The following is a 13,967-nucleotide window of genomic DNA, read 5'->3' as shown; positions in this document are numbered from 1 at the left end:
TCGCTCAGCCGCCCTGCTCTGCCGCCAGCTTCGCATCGATGGCACGCGCCCGCGCCACCGCCGGGCGCGCGTTGATGCGGTCGATATAGGCCTGCACCACCGGCGTCGCTTCGACCAGCTTGAACATGGTGGTCCAGGTCAGCACGGTGCCCCACAGCACGTCGGCCGCGGTGAAGGTGTCGCCCAGCAGGTAGGGGCCCTTTTCCAGCTGGCCCAGCAGCGTGCCGATGGTGGTGTCGTAATCGCCGTAAGGGCACATCGCGCGCGGCGTCTCGCGCTGCTGCGAGTGGTCCACCAGCGCCGGCTCGAAGCAGGAACCGTGGAACACCATCCAGCGCAGGTAAGGCCCGCGCAGCGGATCGGTCAGCGCGGGCGCCAGCCTGGCCTGCGGGAACAGGTCGGCCAGGAAGATGAACACGGCTGCCTGCTCCGTCACCAGCGCATCGCCATAGCGGATGGCCGGCACCTTGCCCATCGGATTGATGGCCAGGTAAGCCGGCTCGCGCTGCTCGCCGGCCTTCATGTTGAGCGGGTGGAGACGATACGGCACGCCGAGTTCCTCAAGCAGGATCAGCGCGCTGGTGGAACGCGTATTGGGCGAATGGAACAGGATCAGTTCGGGCTGGGGCATGGCATTGGCTCCGGGGGAAAACCGTGCAACTCAGGGCGAGGGGCGCGGCGACGGGCGCTGTGAAGCGAGCCATCGCGGATCAAGCGCTGGCGCCGTCGACTTTCTTAGGTTGGATCTGCGCCAGGTCGACGCCATCGAGGCACCGCACATTGATCGCCGCCACGGCCGAGCCGTCCGGCATGCTGCCCAGCGCGTAGGCCTCCACGCCGCAGGTTTCGCAGAAGCGATGGTCGATCACATGCTTGTTGAACTTGTAGGTGCGCGTGGCCTGCGCACCTTCGGTCAGCGTGAATCTATCTGCCGGTGTGAACGACCAGATGAAGCCGCGCTTGCTGCACAGCGAGCAATTGCACTCGATGGCGCCGGCCAGGTCGACGTCCACTGCGTAGCGCACGGCGCCGCAATGGCAGCCGCCGGTGTAATGGGTTACGGTCATGGTGGTCTCCGATAGAATTTCGTTCATCTTGCGCATCTTGCGTGTCTGCCGCAGCCCGTAGTTTTACACCGATATCCCCATGCCCCGATTGGAAAAACGCGACACGCACGCGCCCGTCACCGCTGCGCCCAAAGGCATTGTCGACCCGCTCGGCACGCAACAGCGCATCCGCCTCGGCCGTTATCTGCCGTCGGCGGCGCTGGCACCCTTTGTCGAACATTACTGGATCGTCGAATGGGACCTGGCGGGACACCCGCCGCAGGTGCAGCGCGTGCTGCCCTATCCGAACGCCAACCTGGTATTCGACCGCGGCCAGACAGCGCTCTTCGGCGTGGTGCGCGGCGTGTTCGACCGCACGCTGGAAGGCGCTGGCCACGTGCTCGGCGTGCGCTTTCGCGTAGGCGGCCTGCGCCCCTTGCTGGACGAGCCTGTCTGCGCGCTGACCGACACCACGCGGCCGGCGCGCGCGCTGCTGTCATGCGACGCACACCGGGCCGAAACGCTGGTGCTGGATGCCGGCGGCGACGAAGCCATGGTGCGCGCCGCCGAAGCGCTGTTGGGCGGCGCCCTGCCACCGCCTGACCCCGTCGTGGATCAACTGCAGGCCATCGTCGCGCATGCCGCCAGCGCCGATGGCCCCGCCAGCGTGGAGTCGCTGGCGCAGCATGCCGGCATGGGCGTGCGCGCCTTGCAACGGCTGTTCCAGGACTACGTGGGCGTATCGCCCAAGTGGGTGCTGCGCCGCTACCGCCTGCAAGAGGCCGCATGGCGGCTTGCGCGCGGCGAGCCGGTCGGGCTGGCGCAGCTCGCCGCCGAGCTCGGCTACTTCGACCAGGCCCACCTGACGCGAGATTTCACCAGGCTGGTGGGCGTATCCCCGGGCGACTACCAGCGCTCGCAGCAGGGGCCGGCCGGCGCACGCTGAGCGGCAAGTCAGCCCGCGCTGCCGACGTGCGCGGCCAGGTAATCGATCAACGCCCGCACCTTGGGCGGCAGAAAGCGGTTGGGCGGATAGAGCAGCCACACCGTCCCCACGTAGGCGCGTGCCTGCAATTCCCAGTCTGGCAACACCTGCACCAGTTCGCCGGCTTGCAAGGCAAGGGCCGCGGTGAACTCGGGCAGGCTGGCGATGCCAAGATCCTGCTGCGCCGCTTCCAGCCGCGCGCCGGCGTGGTTGGCGACATAGCGCCCGCTCACCGTCACGGTCTGCGTCTCGGTGTCGCGACGCAAGCGCCAGCGGTTGTCGTCGGCGGTTTCCCCCAGGTACAGGCAATCGTGCTGCGCGAGATCGCGCGGCTGCGCCGGCGTGCCGCGCGCGCGCAGATAGGCGGGCGAGGCGCACAGCACCCAGCGCACCGCGCCCAGGCGCCGCCCGGCCAAGCCGGGCGGCGGGTGTTCGGTCAGCCGGATCACCAGGTCGAGGTCGTCCGCAAGGGGATCGGTCTCGTGGTCGGTAAACAGCAACTGCAGGTCCACTTCCGGATAAGCCCGCAGGAAAGCCGGTACCAGCGGATGGATCACCGTCTTGGCAAATGCGGTCGGCGCGCTGACGCTGACCCTGCCCTGCGGCCGGCCCACCACATGGCCGGCGGCGTCCATCGCCCCCGCCGCAGCGCTCACCACGTCGCGGCAATAGCGGTACACCTCGGCACCCGATTCCGTCATGCGCACCTTGCGGGTCGAGCGCTCCAGCAAGCGTGTGGCCAGTGCCTCCTCCAGGCGCTTGATCTGGCGGCTGACGGTGGACGGTGTGCTGCCAAGCTGGCGCGCGGCAACAGAAAAATTGCCCGCGTCGACCACGCGCGCGAACACCGCCATGTCGGGCAGCAAGGCAAAGAGATCAGCTTGGTTCATGAGGCGGCTCGCGGCGGACAGAGGCGGATTAATGCATACGCAGCATAAAGGCTTTGCATTCCGACCCGATTATCACCGTGGATGCAAAGCGGCACAATGCAGGACCGAATGCACAAGGCCCGCCATGTCCGCGCCAAAAAACCTGTTACTTCTGTCCGACCTGATGCTGCTCGCGGTCGCCGTGGTCTGGGGCAGCAGCTACGGCATCGTCAAGAGCGCACTGGTCTTCTACCCGGTGCTCGGCCTGCTGACGCTACGCTTTGGCATCACCTTCGTGGTGCTCTCGCCCACGCTGGCCGGGCTGCGCCGCACCGACGCCGCCACCCTGCGCGGGGTGCTGGGCACCGGTGTGCTGCTGCTCGGCATCTTCCTGTGCGAAACCTTCGGCGTGCTGCTAACGCGCGCCGCCAACGCCGCCTTCCTGATCAGCCTGTGCGTGGTGCTGACGCCGCTGGCGGAGTGGCTGCTGCTCAAGCGCCGCCCAAGCCGCATTGAATGGGCGGCGGTGGCGCTCTCCCTGCTAGGCGCGTGGCTGCTGGCGGGCCACGGCGAACTGGGCTTCAACCTTGGCGACGGACTGATCCTTGCTGCCGCCGTACTGCGCGCGCTGATGGTCTGCGCGACCAAGCGGCTGGTGCAGGGCCGGTCCATGCCGGCGCTGACGATGACGGCGGTGCAATCCGGCGTGGTCGCCGTCGGCAGCGCGGCCGTGGCACTGGCGCTGGTGCCCGCGCAGTGGCAGCCCCTGCCGTCGTTCTCCGGCCACGCTGCGTTCTGGGGCTGCGTGCTGTGGCTGGTCGCCGCCTGCACGCTATTCGCCTTCTTCGCTCAGAACTACGCCATCCGGCGCAGCAGCCCCACCCGGGTGGCGCTGCTGATGGGCAGCGAGCCCGCCTTCGGCGCGTTGTTCGCCAGCCTGTGGCTGGCAGAGAGTATCTCCGCCACGGCGTGGGCCGGCGGCGGGCTGATCGTGGCGGCATCGTTGCTGGCCACGGTGCGCTGGGGCAAGCCTGCAACCCCCGAGATACCGCAGGGCTCGCAGGCCTGATAACAGGATCCGTTGCAGCCCGCCGCGGTCATACAATCCGTGCATGCCCATTTGGACAGGCGAGAGGATTCCCCATGACGATGACCGATGTGTATGGCCTGCGCGAGCCGGCCCGGGCCGAAATCGACGCCATCAAAGGCCCGGCCGTGATCGAGTTCGGCGCGCCCTGGTGTGGCTACTGCATGCGGGCGCAGCCCCACCTGGCCAGCGCCATGGCCAGCTATCCGGAAGTCGCCCACATCAAGGTCGAGGACGGCAGCGGCAAGCCGCTCGGCCGCTCGTTCCGGGTCAAGCTATGGCCCACGCTGGTGTTCATGCGCGACGGCGTGGAGGTGGCGCGCTTGGTGCGGCCGAGCGAGACGCGGGCGATCGAGGAAGCGTTGAGACGGATTGCGGGCTGATGCTGGCCCGCACGGCTGATCCCTGATCCCTGATCCCTTATGCAAGCGCAAAAAAAGCTCCCGAAGGAGCTTTTTTCTTTCTGCGTGGCGGCATTCACCGCTCGGCGGAAGAACTCAATCCCAGGACAACGCCCCACCGGTCTGATACTCGATGACGCGCGTCTCGAAGAAGTTGCGTTCCTTCTTCAGGTCGATCATCTCGCTCATCCACGGGAACGGGTTTTCCTCGTTCGGGAACAGCTGCTCCAGGCCGATCTGCTGGCAGCGGCGGTTGCAGATGAAGCGCAGGTAGCCCTTGAACATCGGTGCGTTCAGGCCCAGCACGCCGCGCGGCATGGTGTCCTCGGCGTAGCGGTATTCGAGGTCCACGGCCTTCTTGAACAGCGCGGTGATCTCTTCCTTGAACTCGGCGGTCCACAGGTGCGGATTCTCGAGCTTGATCTGGTTGATCAGGTCGATGCCGAAATTGCAGTGCAGGGACTCGTCGCGCAGGATGTACTGGTACTGCTCGGCGGCGCCGGTCATCTTGTTCTGGCGGCCCATGGCCAGGATCTGCGTGAAGCCCACGTAGAAGAACAGGCCTTCCATGATGCAGGCGAACACGATCAGCGACTTGAGCAGCTTCTGGTCGTTCTCCGGCGTGCCGGTCTTGAAGGCCGGGTCGGTCAGCGTGTCGATGAACGGGATCAGGAACTCATCCTTGTCGCGGATCGACTGCACTTCGTGGTACGCATTGAAGATCTCGGCTTCATTGAGGCCGAGCGACTCCACGATGTACTGGTAGGCGTGCGTGTGGATCGCTTCTTCAAAGGCCTGGCGCAGCAGGTACTGGCGGCATTCCGGCGCGGTGATCTGGCGGTAGGTGCCCAGCACGATGTTGTTGGCTGCCAGCGAGTCGGCGGTCACGAAGAAGCCGAGGTTGCGCTTGATCACGCGGCGCTCGTCTTCGGTCAGGCCGTTCGGGTCCTTCCACAGCGCGATGTCGCGCGACATGTTGATTTCCTGCGGCATCCAGTGGTTGGCGCAGCCGGCCAGGTATTTTTCCCAGGCCCATTTGTACTTGAACGGCACCAGCTGGTTGACGTCGGTCGAGCCATTGATGACGCGCTTGTCGGCGGCGTTCACGCGGCGGTCCGTCGGCGCGTCGGACGCCGGCAGGTTGCCGAGGATACCCGTGCCGGCCGGCTGCGTGGCGGCCGGCGGCAGCACGCCGTGCTGGTCAACAGAGCGTGCGGCAGCAGGCGTGGCGGTGGGATTCGGCGCGGGCTGCGGGGCAGCCTGCGGGGTGGCTTGAACGTCGTCGTCCCAGCTCAGCATGGTGTGGTTCTCCGTGGAATGCTTTGGTTTGCCGCTGTCCTCGCCGCGCAAGCGGCGCGGCGAGGATCAGGGCAGGTAATGACTTACTGGCAGGCTTCGCACTCGTCGAAACCGGCATCGCCCGGGCGCATCGTGCAGACCGCGCCTTCGGCTTCCGGCATGGCCGGTGCGGAGGCGGCGGCCTGGTCGATGCCGGCGGCGCTGATGCCGCCGTCGCTACCCGACGACACGGCGTTGAGCGAGCCGCGCGACACGGTGGACTTCTCCACGTGGGTGGCTGCCATCGTGCGCAGGTAGTACGTGGTCTTCAGGCCGCGCAGCCAGGCCAGCTTGTAGGTGTCGTCCAGCTTCTTGCCCGAGGCGCCGGCCATGTAGATGTTGAGCGACTGTGCCTGGTCGATCCACTTCTGGCGGCGGCTGGCGGCTTCCACCAGCCAGCTCGGCTCGACTTCGAAGGCCGTCGCGTAGATGTCGCGCAGGTCTTGCGGAATGCGGTCGATGCGGGCCAGCTTGCCGTCGAAGTACTTCAGGTCGGCGACCATGACTTCGTCCCACAGGCCGCGTGCCTTCAGGTCGCGCACCAGGTAGTCGTTGACCACCGTGAACTCGCCCGACAGGTTGGACTTGACGTACAGGTTCTGGAAGGTCGGTTCGATGCAGGCCGACACGCCGATGATGTTCGAGATCGTTGCCGTCGGCGCGATCGCGATGCAGTTCGAGTTGCGCATGCCGTGCTGCTTGATGCGCGCGCGCAGGCTGTCCCAGTCCATGGTCGAGGAATGATCCACTTCCAGGTAGCCGCCGCGTTCTTCGGCCAGCAGCTTGAGCGAGTCCTGCGGCAGGATGCCACGATCCCACAGCGAGCCTTCATAGGTGCTGTAGCGCCCGCGTTCTTCCGCCAGCTCGCTGGAGGCGCGGTAGGCGTAGTAGCACACCGCTTCCATCGAGGTGTCGGCGAACTGCACCGCGGCGTCGCTGGCGTACGGCAGGCGCAGCATGTGCAGGCAGTCCTGGAAGCCCATGATGCCCATGCCGACCGGGCGATGGCGCAGGTTGGAGTTGCGTGCCTTCTCGACCGCGTAGTAGTTGATGTCGATCACGTTGTCGAGCATGCGCATCGCGGTGCGGATGGTCTTCTCGAGCTTGGCGTGATCGAGCACCTGAGTGCCGTCGGCCTGTTGCTTCAGGTGGGCGACCAGGTTCACCGAACCCAGGTTGCAAACGGCGATCTCGCTGTCGTTGGTGTTGAGCGTGATTTCCGTGCACAGGTTGGAGCTGTGCACCACGCCCACGTGCTGCTGCGGGCTGCGGATGTTGCACGGATCCTTGAAAGTGATCCAGGGATGGCCGGTTTCGAACAGCATGCCCAGCATCTTGCGCCACAGCTGCATGGCGGGGATCTTCTTGAACAGCTTGAGCTCGCCGCGGGCGGCCTTGGCTTCGTAGCCCAGGTAGGCTTCTTCGAATGCCTTGCCGACCAGGTCGTGCAGGTCCGGGCAGGTGGCGGGCGAGAACAGGGTCCATTCGCCGGCTTCCATCACGCGCTTCATGAACAGGTCGGGAATCCAGTTCGCCGTGTTCATGTCGTGGGTGCGGCGGCGATCGTCGCCGGTGTTCTTGCGCAGCTCGAGGAATTCCTCGATGTCCAGGTGCCAGGTTTCCAGGTAGGCGCAGACCGCGCCCTTGCGCTTGCCGCCCTGATTGACCGCCACGGCGGTGTCGTTCACCACCTTCAGGAACGGCACCACGCCTTGCGACTTGCCGTTGGTGCCCTTGATGTGCGAGCCGAGGGCGCGCACATTGGTCCAGTCGTTGCCGAGACCGCCGGCGAACTTCGACAGCAGCGCGTTTTCCTTCAGCGCCTCGTAGATGCCTTCCAGGTCGTCCGACACGGTGGTCAGGTAGCACGACGACAGCTGCGAGCGGCGGGTGCCCGAGTTGAACAGGGTCGGCGTGGACGACATGAAGTCGAACGACGACAGCAGCTGGTAGAACTCGATGGCACGGGCTTCGCGGTCCTTCTCACCCAGCGCCAGGCCCATCGCCACGCGCATGAAGAATGCCTGCGGCATTTCGATGCGGGTCTCGTCGATGTGCAGGAAGTAGCGGTCGTACAGGGTCTGCAGGCCCAGGTAGTTGAACTGGAAGTCGCGCTGGGCGTCCAGTGCCGCGCCCAGGCGGACCAGGTCATAGGTGGCCAGCTTCTCGTCCAGCAGCTCGGCTTCGATGCCGCGCGCGATGAACTTGGGGAAGTAGTCGGCGTAGCGCGACACCATCTCGGTCTGGGTCACTTCGGCGCCCAGGATCTCCTTGCGGATGGTGTGCAGCAGGATACGCGCGGTGACCTGGCTGTAGGCCGGGTCCTTCTCGATCAGGGTACGCGCGGCCAGGATGGCGGAGTCGTAGACCTGGGTCATCGGCACGCCGTCGTACAGGTTCTTCAGCGTTTCCTTGAGGATCGGCTCGGCGCTGACGGCATCGCCAAGGCCCGAGCAGGCGTTGTCGATCAGGCCATGCAGCGCGCCCAGGTCCAGCACGCGGGCCACGCCCGCATCGGTCACGTTGAACGTGGCGCCGCCTTCCTGCACGCGGGCCACCGCCTGGGCGTTTGCCTGGGCGCGTTCCTGGGTGCGCTTCTCGCGGTACAGCACGTAGGCGCGAGCCACTTCATGCTCGCCCGAGCGCATCAGCGCGAGCTCGACGTGATCCTGCACGTCTTCGATATGGAAGGTGCCGCCGTTGGGGCGGCTGCGCAGCAGCGCGCGGACCACATTCTGGGTCACTTGCTCGACCACTTCGCGCACACGCGCCGAAGCGGCGCCCTGCCCGCCGTTGACGGCGAGGAAGGCCTTGGTCACCGCAACCGAGATCTTGCTCGGCTCGAACGCCACGACGGCGCCGTTACGTCGGATGATCTTGTAATCCTGGTAGCTGCCAGCGGCGGCAGTAGCGGGGCTCGACTGCGCGTTCGCTGCTGCACCGGCGCCAGCTGCGCCGGTGGAGATTTCGTTCTGGGTTGTCTGCATGAGGAACTCCTGTTCTGACCCGTGTTTTATGAGTGACAAAGAGTCCCGGGCAAAATGCGCAAAAAGGCTCAGACACGCCGGCCGGTCTTACCCGGGGGGGCGCGCTGCGATTGCTGGATTCTGCTGGGACTCTTGTGATGCGCCGGCCCTGCGGCGGTAACTGCACACCTAGGCCGGCTCCCCGAAAGCACCACTAGATCTAGTGGTCGATGCGAAAAACTGGACTAAGTATAGTGAAACGGGGCGGATTCACCAGTCTTGACAAGCGCCTTTTTGGCGCGAATTCCAGTGCCGGCATGGCATGCGGCGCTGCGCCATACCCGCTAGCCCAAGAGACGCAAGGGAATCCGCCCGACGGTTCGTTACCGCACCGTGACGCGAAATTTTTTTGATTGACCTGACCTCTTCGATAGCCGCGGACTTTATCAGGGTTTTCCCCAGATCGCGGCTATCCCCTAGACCTGGCTTGTTGCCCTTGCCTCAGGGCCGTTCTTTGCGGTAGGGCAATTGTGCGGGCGCCACGCCGGCTGCGGCGGCAAAGGCCGCCCAGTCGAAATGTGGCCCCGGATCCGTCTTGCGCCCCGGCGCGATATCGCTGTGCCCCGCCACGGCCCGCACCGGATAGGTGCCTAGCAGGGCACGCACCAGCGCCGCGGTGGTGTGGTATTGGGCCAACGTGAACGGCTGGTCGTCGCTGCCTTCAATCTCGATGCCGATGGAAAAGTCGTTGCAACGCGGCCGGCCGAAGAACTCGGACTGGCCGGCGTGCCAGGCGCGGTCCAGGCAGGACACGAACTGGACCAGCTCGCCCCCTCGCGCCACCAGGAAATGCGCCGACACCCGCACTTGATGGATCGTCTCGAAAAACGGATGGCGGGACGGGTCGAGACGGTTCAGGAAGAAGGCTTCGATATCACCGCTGCCGAACTGCCCGGGCGGCAGGCTGATGTTGTGGATCACCACCAGGTCCACCGGCATGTGCGCGGGCCGGGCGTCGAAATTAGGTGACGGCACCTGGCGCGCCGCGGGCACCCAGCCCGCCGGGTCGGGGACGAATGGCGAGTTCGGCGCAAGCTTGGCGGCCTGGTCGTGGTCAGGCATCGCGATCTCCATCCGCCGCCAGCAGCCCGTCGCGCAGCGCCTCGCTGGTTTCGGCGGCACCGTCGGCCGGGTCGTCGCGGCCCTCGCGGATGCCAAGCTGCTGGATGCGGTAGCGCAGCTGGCGAAAGCTCAGGCCCAGCAGCGGCGCGGCGGCGGTCCGGTTGAAGCCGGTCTGCTGCAGCGCCTGCAGGATCAGGTCTCGCTCGAGCGCTTCGAGCCGGCCGGGCAAATCGATCGGGAAGGTGGCACGGCAAGCGTCTGCGGCCGCCTCCGCGGCGCGAGGCGCTGCGGGTTGCGCAAACAGATCGGGCTGCCCGCCGCCCCGGGATTCGGCGCGCGCGTCGTACGCAAGCTCCTGCGTGGTGTCGGGCCGCAAGCCGGACGATGCCGGCGCAGCCGCCGAAGCCAGGTAGGCGTACGGCGCGGGCGGGCGTGGCATGGCCGAATGGCCCATGCCCGCATCCATCTGGCCCAGGTCGTCCACCTCGATGGTATTGCCCTCGGCGAAGGCATAGGCGCGCTCGAGCAGGTTCTCCAGCTCGCGCACATTGCCCGGGAACGGATAGTTGGACAGCCGCTGCAGCGCGGCCGCCGCCAGCCGCTTGGGATGGGGATCGCCATAGCGCACCGCCAGGTGCTCCAGGATGGCGCTGGCCAGCACCGGGATATCCTCGCGCCGCTCGCGCAGCGTGGGCATGCGCAGCGCCAGCACGTTGAGGCGGTAGAACAGGTCCTGGCGGAACTGGCCGGAGGCGACCATCGCGGAAAGATCCTTGTGGCTGGCACACAGCACCCGCACGTCCACGCTCTCCTCGCGGCTCGCGCCGATCTTGCGCACGCGCCGCTCCTGCAGCACGCGCAGCAGCTTGACCTGCATCGCCAGCGGCAGGTCCGCCACCTCGTCGAGCAGCAGCGTGCCGCCATTGGCAGCCTGGAAGAAGCCGCGGCGCTCGGCGTCGGCCCCGGTGAAGGCGCCCTTCACATGGCCAAAGAACTCCGACTCCATCAGGGTCTCGGGGATGGCGCCGCAATTGACCGCGATAAAGGGATGCGCCGCGCGCGCGCTGACCGCGTGGATGGCACGCGCCGCGCGCTCCTTGCCACTGCCGGACTCGCCGCTGATGACGATCGGCGCCATGCTGCGCGCCAGCCGCGAGAGCGAGCGGCGCACCTCGTGCATGGCCGGGGAATGGCCGGGAAGCAGGTTGACGGCGCGGTCCACGGTTTCGTGCGCCCCGCTGCCGCCGTCACCGCCCTCGGCACCCTCGGCGTCGTCACGCTGCTGGCGCCCCAGCGCATTCAGGATCAGGCTGCGCAACTGGTCCAGCGAGACCGGCTTGGCGATGTAGTCGAAGGCGCCCGCCTTGAGCGCCTCCACGGCGTTGTCAGCGCTGCCGTAGGCGGTGATCACGGCCACCGGCACCCGCTCCGGCGCGCTAGAGAGCTGGCGCACGATATCGATGCCAAGCCCGTCGCCCAGCCGCATGTCGGTCAGGACCAGGCTATAGCGGCGCGCGGCGAGCTGCTGGCGTGCCTCGGCCAGCGAGCCGGCCAGCACCACATCGTGGCCCATGCGGCGGATCGAAATATCGAGCAGTTCTCGCAGGTCGGCCTCGTCGTCGATGACGAGAATCGGGTCAGGGCCTGGCGTCTTGAGGGGCATGGTCTGCGTCTGGCGATCTGGCGAAGTGACGAAATGGCGAAATGGCGAAATGGCGAAAGGGGGTCGGAGCGGCGACTGAACGAGGGGCTGATCGGGTGGCCGGGCATGCCGGCTCGGCTCAGCCACCCGTGCTGTCCGGCGCTTCGATGCGCAAGGTCAGGACAAAAGCCTTGGCCGGCAGTGTATCGCGTGCAGCCGGCGCCAGCATGCCGGTCTGCGCCAGCAGCGCGTCGATCGAAATGGTGCCGTAGCGCACTTGGGCGTCGTTGGCGCCGCATAGCTCGCGCGCCATGAACAGCCCGAGGCCGGTGCCCTGGGCGTTGCTGGTAAAGAAGGGCTCGAACAAGGTGCGCTGGTGCTCGCGCGAGACCTCGACGCCATCGTTCCAGACGATCAGCTCGGCATGGTGCTGGTCCAGCGCATGGGCCAGCAGGCGGATCGCCCCGGGCAGGCGGCTGCAATAGCGCCAGGCGTTGTCGAGCAGGTTGCCAAGCACCTGCTGCAGCTGCGAGGCATCGAAGATGACCGGGCGCGCCACGTCCACCGTCAGCCGGATGGCATTGGCGTTGATTTCGGCCGGACGCGGCACGCGCCGCGCGCCGACCGGGTCATGGCTGGCGGAGCGGGCGCGCATCTCCAGCCGCCAGCGGCCGACGATCTCCGGCAGCGCCTGGTTCAGGTCCACGGTGGTGCGCTCGGTGCGCGGGCGGCGCGACATCTGCAACACGTCCGACACCACCTGGTCGAGCCGGCGCACATTGTCGTGAATGATGCGCAGCAGCCGCGCATCCACGTCGCCCTCCGCGCGCCCCGCCTCGCCCGGGCGCGCGGCCCGGCGGCTGGTTTCGGCCAGCAGCTCGCTGGCCTGGCTGATGGCCGCCAGCGGATTGCGGATCTGGTGTGCCACGCTGGCCACCAGGCGCCCCATGGCGGCCAGCTTCTCCTGTTGCACCTGCTCGGCGATGCGCTCCCAGCTTTCGATATGGACCAGCACCGTGTCGCGCATCTCGCTGCGCAGCAAGGCCTCGTCCTCCGGGCGCCAGGCCATGGCCTCGCTCTGGGCGATGGCCAGGCGCAGCCGCGCCGCCGCCTCGGGCGACAGCTCGTTCCAGGTGCCGGTGTTCATGGCGTTCTGCGCACTGAGCGAGACCGACATCGAGGACGCGAAGGTGGAGCGCAGGCTGGCCAGCCCCGGCAGCAAGAAGCGCAGCCGAAGCCGCGTATGCAGGATGGGGCCGCGCCCCGAGGATGGCCGCGACGGCAGCGGCAGCAATTGCAGGATGCGGGGCGCATCGTCCTTGCTGCGCACCCAGTCGCGCAGCATTTCCATCAGCGGCTGCAGGCGGGGAATCTGGCGCAGGTCGAACAGCGCATCGCGCCCGTTGGCGGGCGTGTCCGTGGGCTTGCCCCGCTCGGCAGGCTGCACGCCCAGCAGCACTACCGCGGCCGGGTTGGCCGCCACCACCGCGCCGTTGGCGCGCAGCAGCATCACCCCGTCCTGCATGTCGTTGACCATCAGGCGGTTGACCAGTTGCTGCAGGCGCAGCTCCTGCTCGCGCGCCAGCGCCAGCCGCTCCTGCGCGAGCTGGCGGTTGGCCAGCAGGTACATCAGCGAGGCGGCGATCATGAAGACCAGCCCGTAGAGCCCCGAGCCCAGCAAACCCGTGTCGGCCTGGCGCAACAGCAAGGTCTGCGCGAAGGGGGTACTCATCACCAGCAGCGCCGAAGCTGCCGCGGTGAACAGCGCGAACAGCAAGCTGGTAAGCGCGCCGGCCTGCAGCGCGGGCAACAGGAAGATCATGGCGAGCCCCTCGCCGCGATGGCCCTGCGCGTGAAAGATCAGGCCCAGCAGGGCGAGGTCGGCCAGCACCTGGAAGCGCACCCGCAGGTGAAAGCCGCGGCGCCACCAGAGCGTGGCGACCACCATCCCCAGCGCCACCACGGCATAGGGCACGGCCAGCGGCAGCGCGGCCAGGCCGCTGCCGAACCCGCCGCCCAGTCCGCTGCCCAGCGCCTGCGCGGCCCGCTCGGCCTCGGCGCGCTGCGCCGGCAGCCAGGCGTAGCCCAGCAGCAGCGCGGCTACCGCCAGCCGGGTCCAGCAGAAATAGCGCAGCAAGCGCCAGTGGAATTCAGGAGGTTCGGGCTGGCGCCACATCGCCGCAAGGGCGCGCCAGGCATTCAGGCGGGACCAGAACGAGGCGGGCCCGTTCATGCGGCAGGGCTGTCCGGATCGCTATCGGCCGGCAGGTGGGCGCGCCGGCAGTAGTGCAAACCGCGGTAGGCGATCGCTTCGCCCTGCGGCAGATGCACCCCGCAGCGCGCGCATTGCACCATGGCTTCCTGCGGGGGAGCAGGCTGGTTGCGCACCGGCGAGCCTTGCGCGGGACCGTGCCGGGCGGCGCGGTCCTCCCGCAGGCGCGCCTCGGCGCGCTGGCGAAGCCACCAGAAACAACCCAGCACGACAGCCAGGACAAGGAAGATGCGTGCCAT

General features: G+C 67.4%; 12 protein-coding genes. 3 read left to right on the top strand and 9 right to left on the bottom strand.

Annotated elements, in window-relative coordinates; all coding sequences use genetic code 11:
- Positions 1-4: 4 nt before the first annotated feature.
- Together AC1DQR_RS11705 and AC1DQR_RS11700 are read right to left on the bottom strand one after the other, a co-directional pair.
- Positions 5-631 (bottom strand): glutathione S-transferase family protein, encoded by a 627-nt coding sequence (locus AC1DQR_RS11705; protein WP_416049716.1) that lies wholly within the window; start codon positions 629-631, stop codon positions 5-7.
- A gap of 79 nt (positions 632-710) precedes the next feature.
- A complete protein-coding gene (locus AC1DQR_RS11700; RefSeq protein ID WP_416049717.1) occupies positions 711-1,067 on the bottom strand; it encodes a GFA family protein in 357 nt (118 codons plus the stop codon).
- A 79-nt stretch (positions 1,068-1,146) separates the two neighbouring features.
- On the opposite strand from AC1DQR_RS11700, the gene AC1DQR_RS11695 reads away from it, so the two are divergent.
- Positions 1,147-1,992 carry a DUF6597 domain-containing transcriptional factor gene (locus AC1DQR_RS11695; protein ID WP_416049718.1) on the top strand — a complete coding sequence of 282 codons (846 nt, stop codon included), beginning with the start codon at positions 1,147-1,149 and terminating at the stop codon, positions 1,990-1,992.
- A gap of 8 nt (positions 1,993-2,000) precedes the next feature.
- Here AC1DQR_RS11695 and AC1DQR_RS11690 read toward each other — a convergent pair whose 3' ends face one another.
- Complete coding sequence (locus AC1DQR_RS11690; RefSeq protein ID WP_416049719.1) at positions 2,001-2,921, bottom strand: LysR family transcriptional regulator; 921 nt, start codon at positions 2,919-2,921, stop codon at positions 2,001-2,003.
- 124 nt (positions 2,922-3,045) lie between these two features.
- Here AC1DQR_RS11690 and AC1DQR_RS11685 point away from each other — a divergent pair, with 124 nt between their 5' ends.
- Both AC1DQR_RS11685 and AC1DQR_RS11680 read left to right on the top strand, forming a co-directional pair.
- Complete coding sequence (locus AC1DQR_RS11685) at positions 3,046-3,969, top strand: DMT family transporter (RefSeq protein WP_416049720.1); 924 nt, start codon at positions 3,046-3,048, stop codon at positions 3,967-3,969.
- Positions 3,970-4,043: 74 nt separating this feature from the next.
- Positions 4,044-4,370, top strand: a complete 327-nt coding sequence (locus AC1DQR_RS11680) for a thioredoxin family protein (protein ID WP_416049721.1) — start codon at positions 4,044-4,046, stop codon at positions 4,368-4,370.
- 114 nt (positions 4,371-4,484) lie between these two features.
- Here AC1DQR_RS11680 and AC1DQR_RS11675 read toward each other — a convergent pair whose 3' ends face one another.
- The 6 genes from AC1DQR_RS11675 to AC1DQR_RS11650 form a co-directional block, all read right to left on the bottom strand.
- Entirely contained in the window at positions 4,485-5,687 is a 1,203-nt protein-coding gene (locus tag AC1DQR_RS11675; protein ID WP_150986839.1) for a ribonucleotide-diphosphate reductase subunit beta, read from the bottom strand.
- Positions 5,688-5,770: 83 nt separating this feature from the next.
- The gene (locus AC1DQR_RS11670; RefSeq protein WP_477133060.1) at positions 5,771-8,713 is read right to left on the bottom strand and encodes a ribonucleoside-diphosphate reductase subunit alpha; all 2,943 of its coding nucleotides are present in this window, start codon (positions 8,711-8,713) and stop codon (positions 5,771-5,773) included.
- A 480-nt stretch (positions 8,714-9,193) separates the two neighbouring features.
- Entirely contained in the window at positions 9,194-9,814 is a 621-nt protein-coding gene (gene ampD / locus AC1DQR_RS11665; protein WP_477133059.1) for a 1,6-anhydro-N-acetylmuramyl-L-alanine amidase AmpD, read from the bottom strand.
- Complete coding sequence (locus tag AC1DQR_RS11660; RefSeq protein WP_477133058.1) at positions 9,807-11,477, bottom strand: sigma-54-dependent transcriptional regulator; 1,671 nt, start codon at positions 11,475-11,477, stop codon at positions 9,807-9,809. Before AC1DQR_RS11660 ends, ampD begins: the two co-directional genes overlap by 8 nt.
- A 118-nt stretch (positions 11,478-11,595) precedes the next feature.
- On the bottom strand, positions 11,596-13,689 hold the full coding sequence (locus AC1DQR_RS11655; RefSeq protein ID WP_416049725.1) for a sensor histidine kinase: 2,094 nt from the start codon (positions 13,687-13,689) through the stop codon (positions 11,596-11,598).
- Positions 13,686-13,967 (bottom strand): PP0621 family protein, encoded by a 282-nt coding sequence (locus AC1DQR_RS11650; RefSeq protein ID WP_309408670.1) that lies wholly within the window; start codon positions 13,965-13,967, stop codon positions 13,686-13,688. Before AC1DQR_RS11650 ends, AC1DQR_RS11655 begins: the two co-directional genes overlap by 4 nt.

The organism is Cupriavidus sp. 05L411, from assembly GCF_056398045.1.
Note: the sequence above shows the minus strand (reverse complement) of the source record. Positions and strands in the feature narration are given on the sequence as shown.

Coding starts and splice junctions, on each gene's coding strand:
- AC1DQR_RS11690 (WP_416049719.1), bottom strand. CDS start 2,921: ATGAACCAAGCTGATCTCTTTGCCTTGCTGCCCGACATGGCGGTGTTC.
- AC1DQR_RS11685 (WP_416049720.1), top strand. CDS start 3,046: ATGTCCGCGCCAAAAAACCTGTTACTTCTGTCCGACCTGATGCTGCTC.
- AC1DQR_RS11655 (WP_416049725.1), bottom strand. CDS start 13,689: ATGAACGGGCCCGCCTCGTTCTGGTCCCGCCTGAATGCCTGGCGCGCC.
- AC1DQR_RS11650 (WP_309408670.1), bottom strand. CDS start 13,967: ATGGCACGCATCTTCCTTGTCCTGGCTGTCGTGCTGGGTTGTTTCTGG.
- AC1DQR_RS11675 (WP_150986839.1), bottom strand. CDS start 5,687: ATGCTGAGCTGGGACGACGACGTTCAAGCCACCCCGCAGGCTGCCCCG.
- AC1DQR_RS11680 (WP_416049721.1), top strand. CDS start 4,044: ATGACGATGACCGATGTGTATGGCCTGCGCGAGCCGGCCCGGGCCGAA.
- AC1DQR_RS11705 (WP_416049716.1), bottom strand. CDS start 631: ATGCCCCAGCCCGAACTGATCCTGTTCCATTCGCCCAATACGCGTTCC.
- AC1DQR_RS11670 (WP_477133060.1), bottom strand. CDS start 8,713: ATGCAGACAACCCAGAACGAAATCTCCACCGGCGCAGCTGGCGCCGGT.
- AC1DQR_RS11700 (WP_416049717.1), bottom strand. CDS start 1,067: ATGACCGTAACCCATTACACCGGCGGCTGCCATTGCGGCGCCGTGCGC.
- AC1DQR_RS11660 (WP_477133058.1), bottom strand. CDS start 11,477: ATGCCCCTCAAGACGCCAGGCCCTGACCCGATTCTCGTCATCGACGAC.
- AC1DQR_RS11695 (WP_416049718.1), top strand. CDS start 1,147: ATGCCCCGATTGGAAAAACGCGACACGCACGCGCCCGTCACCGCTGCG.
- ampD (WP_477133059.1), bottom strand. CDS start 9,814: ATGCCTGACCACGACCAGGCCGCCAAGCTTGCGCCGAACTCGCCATTC.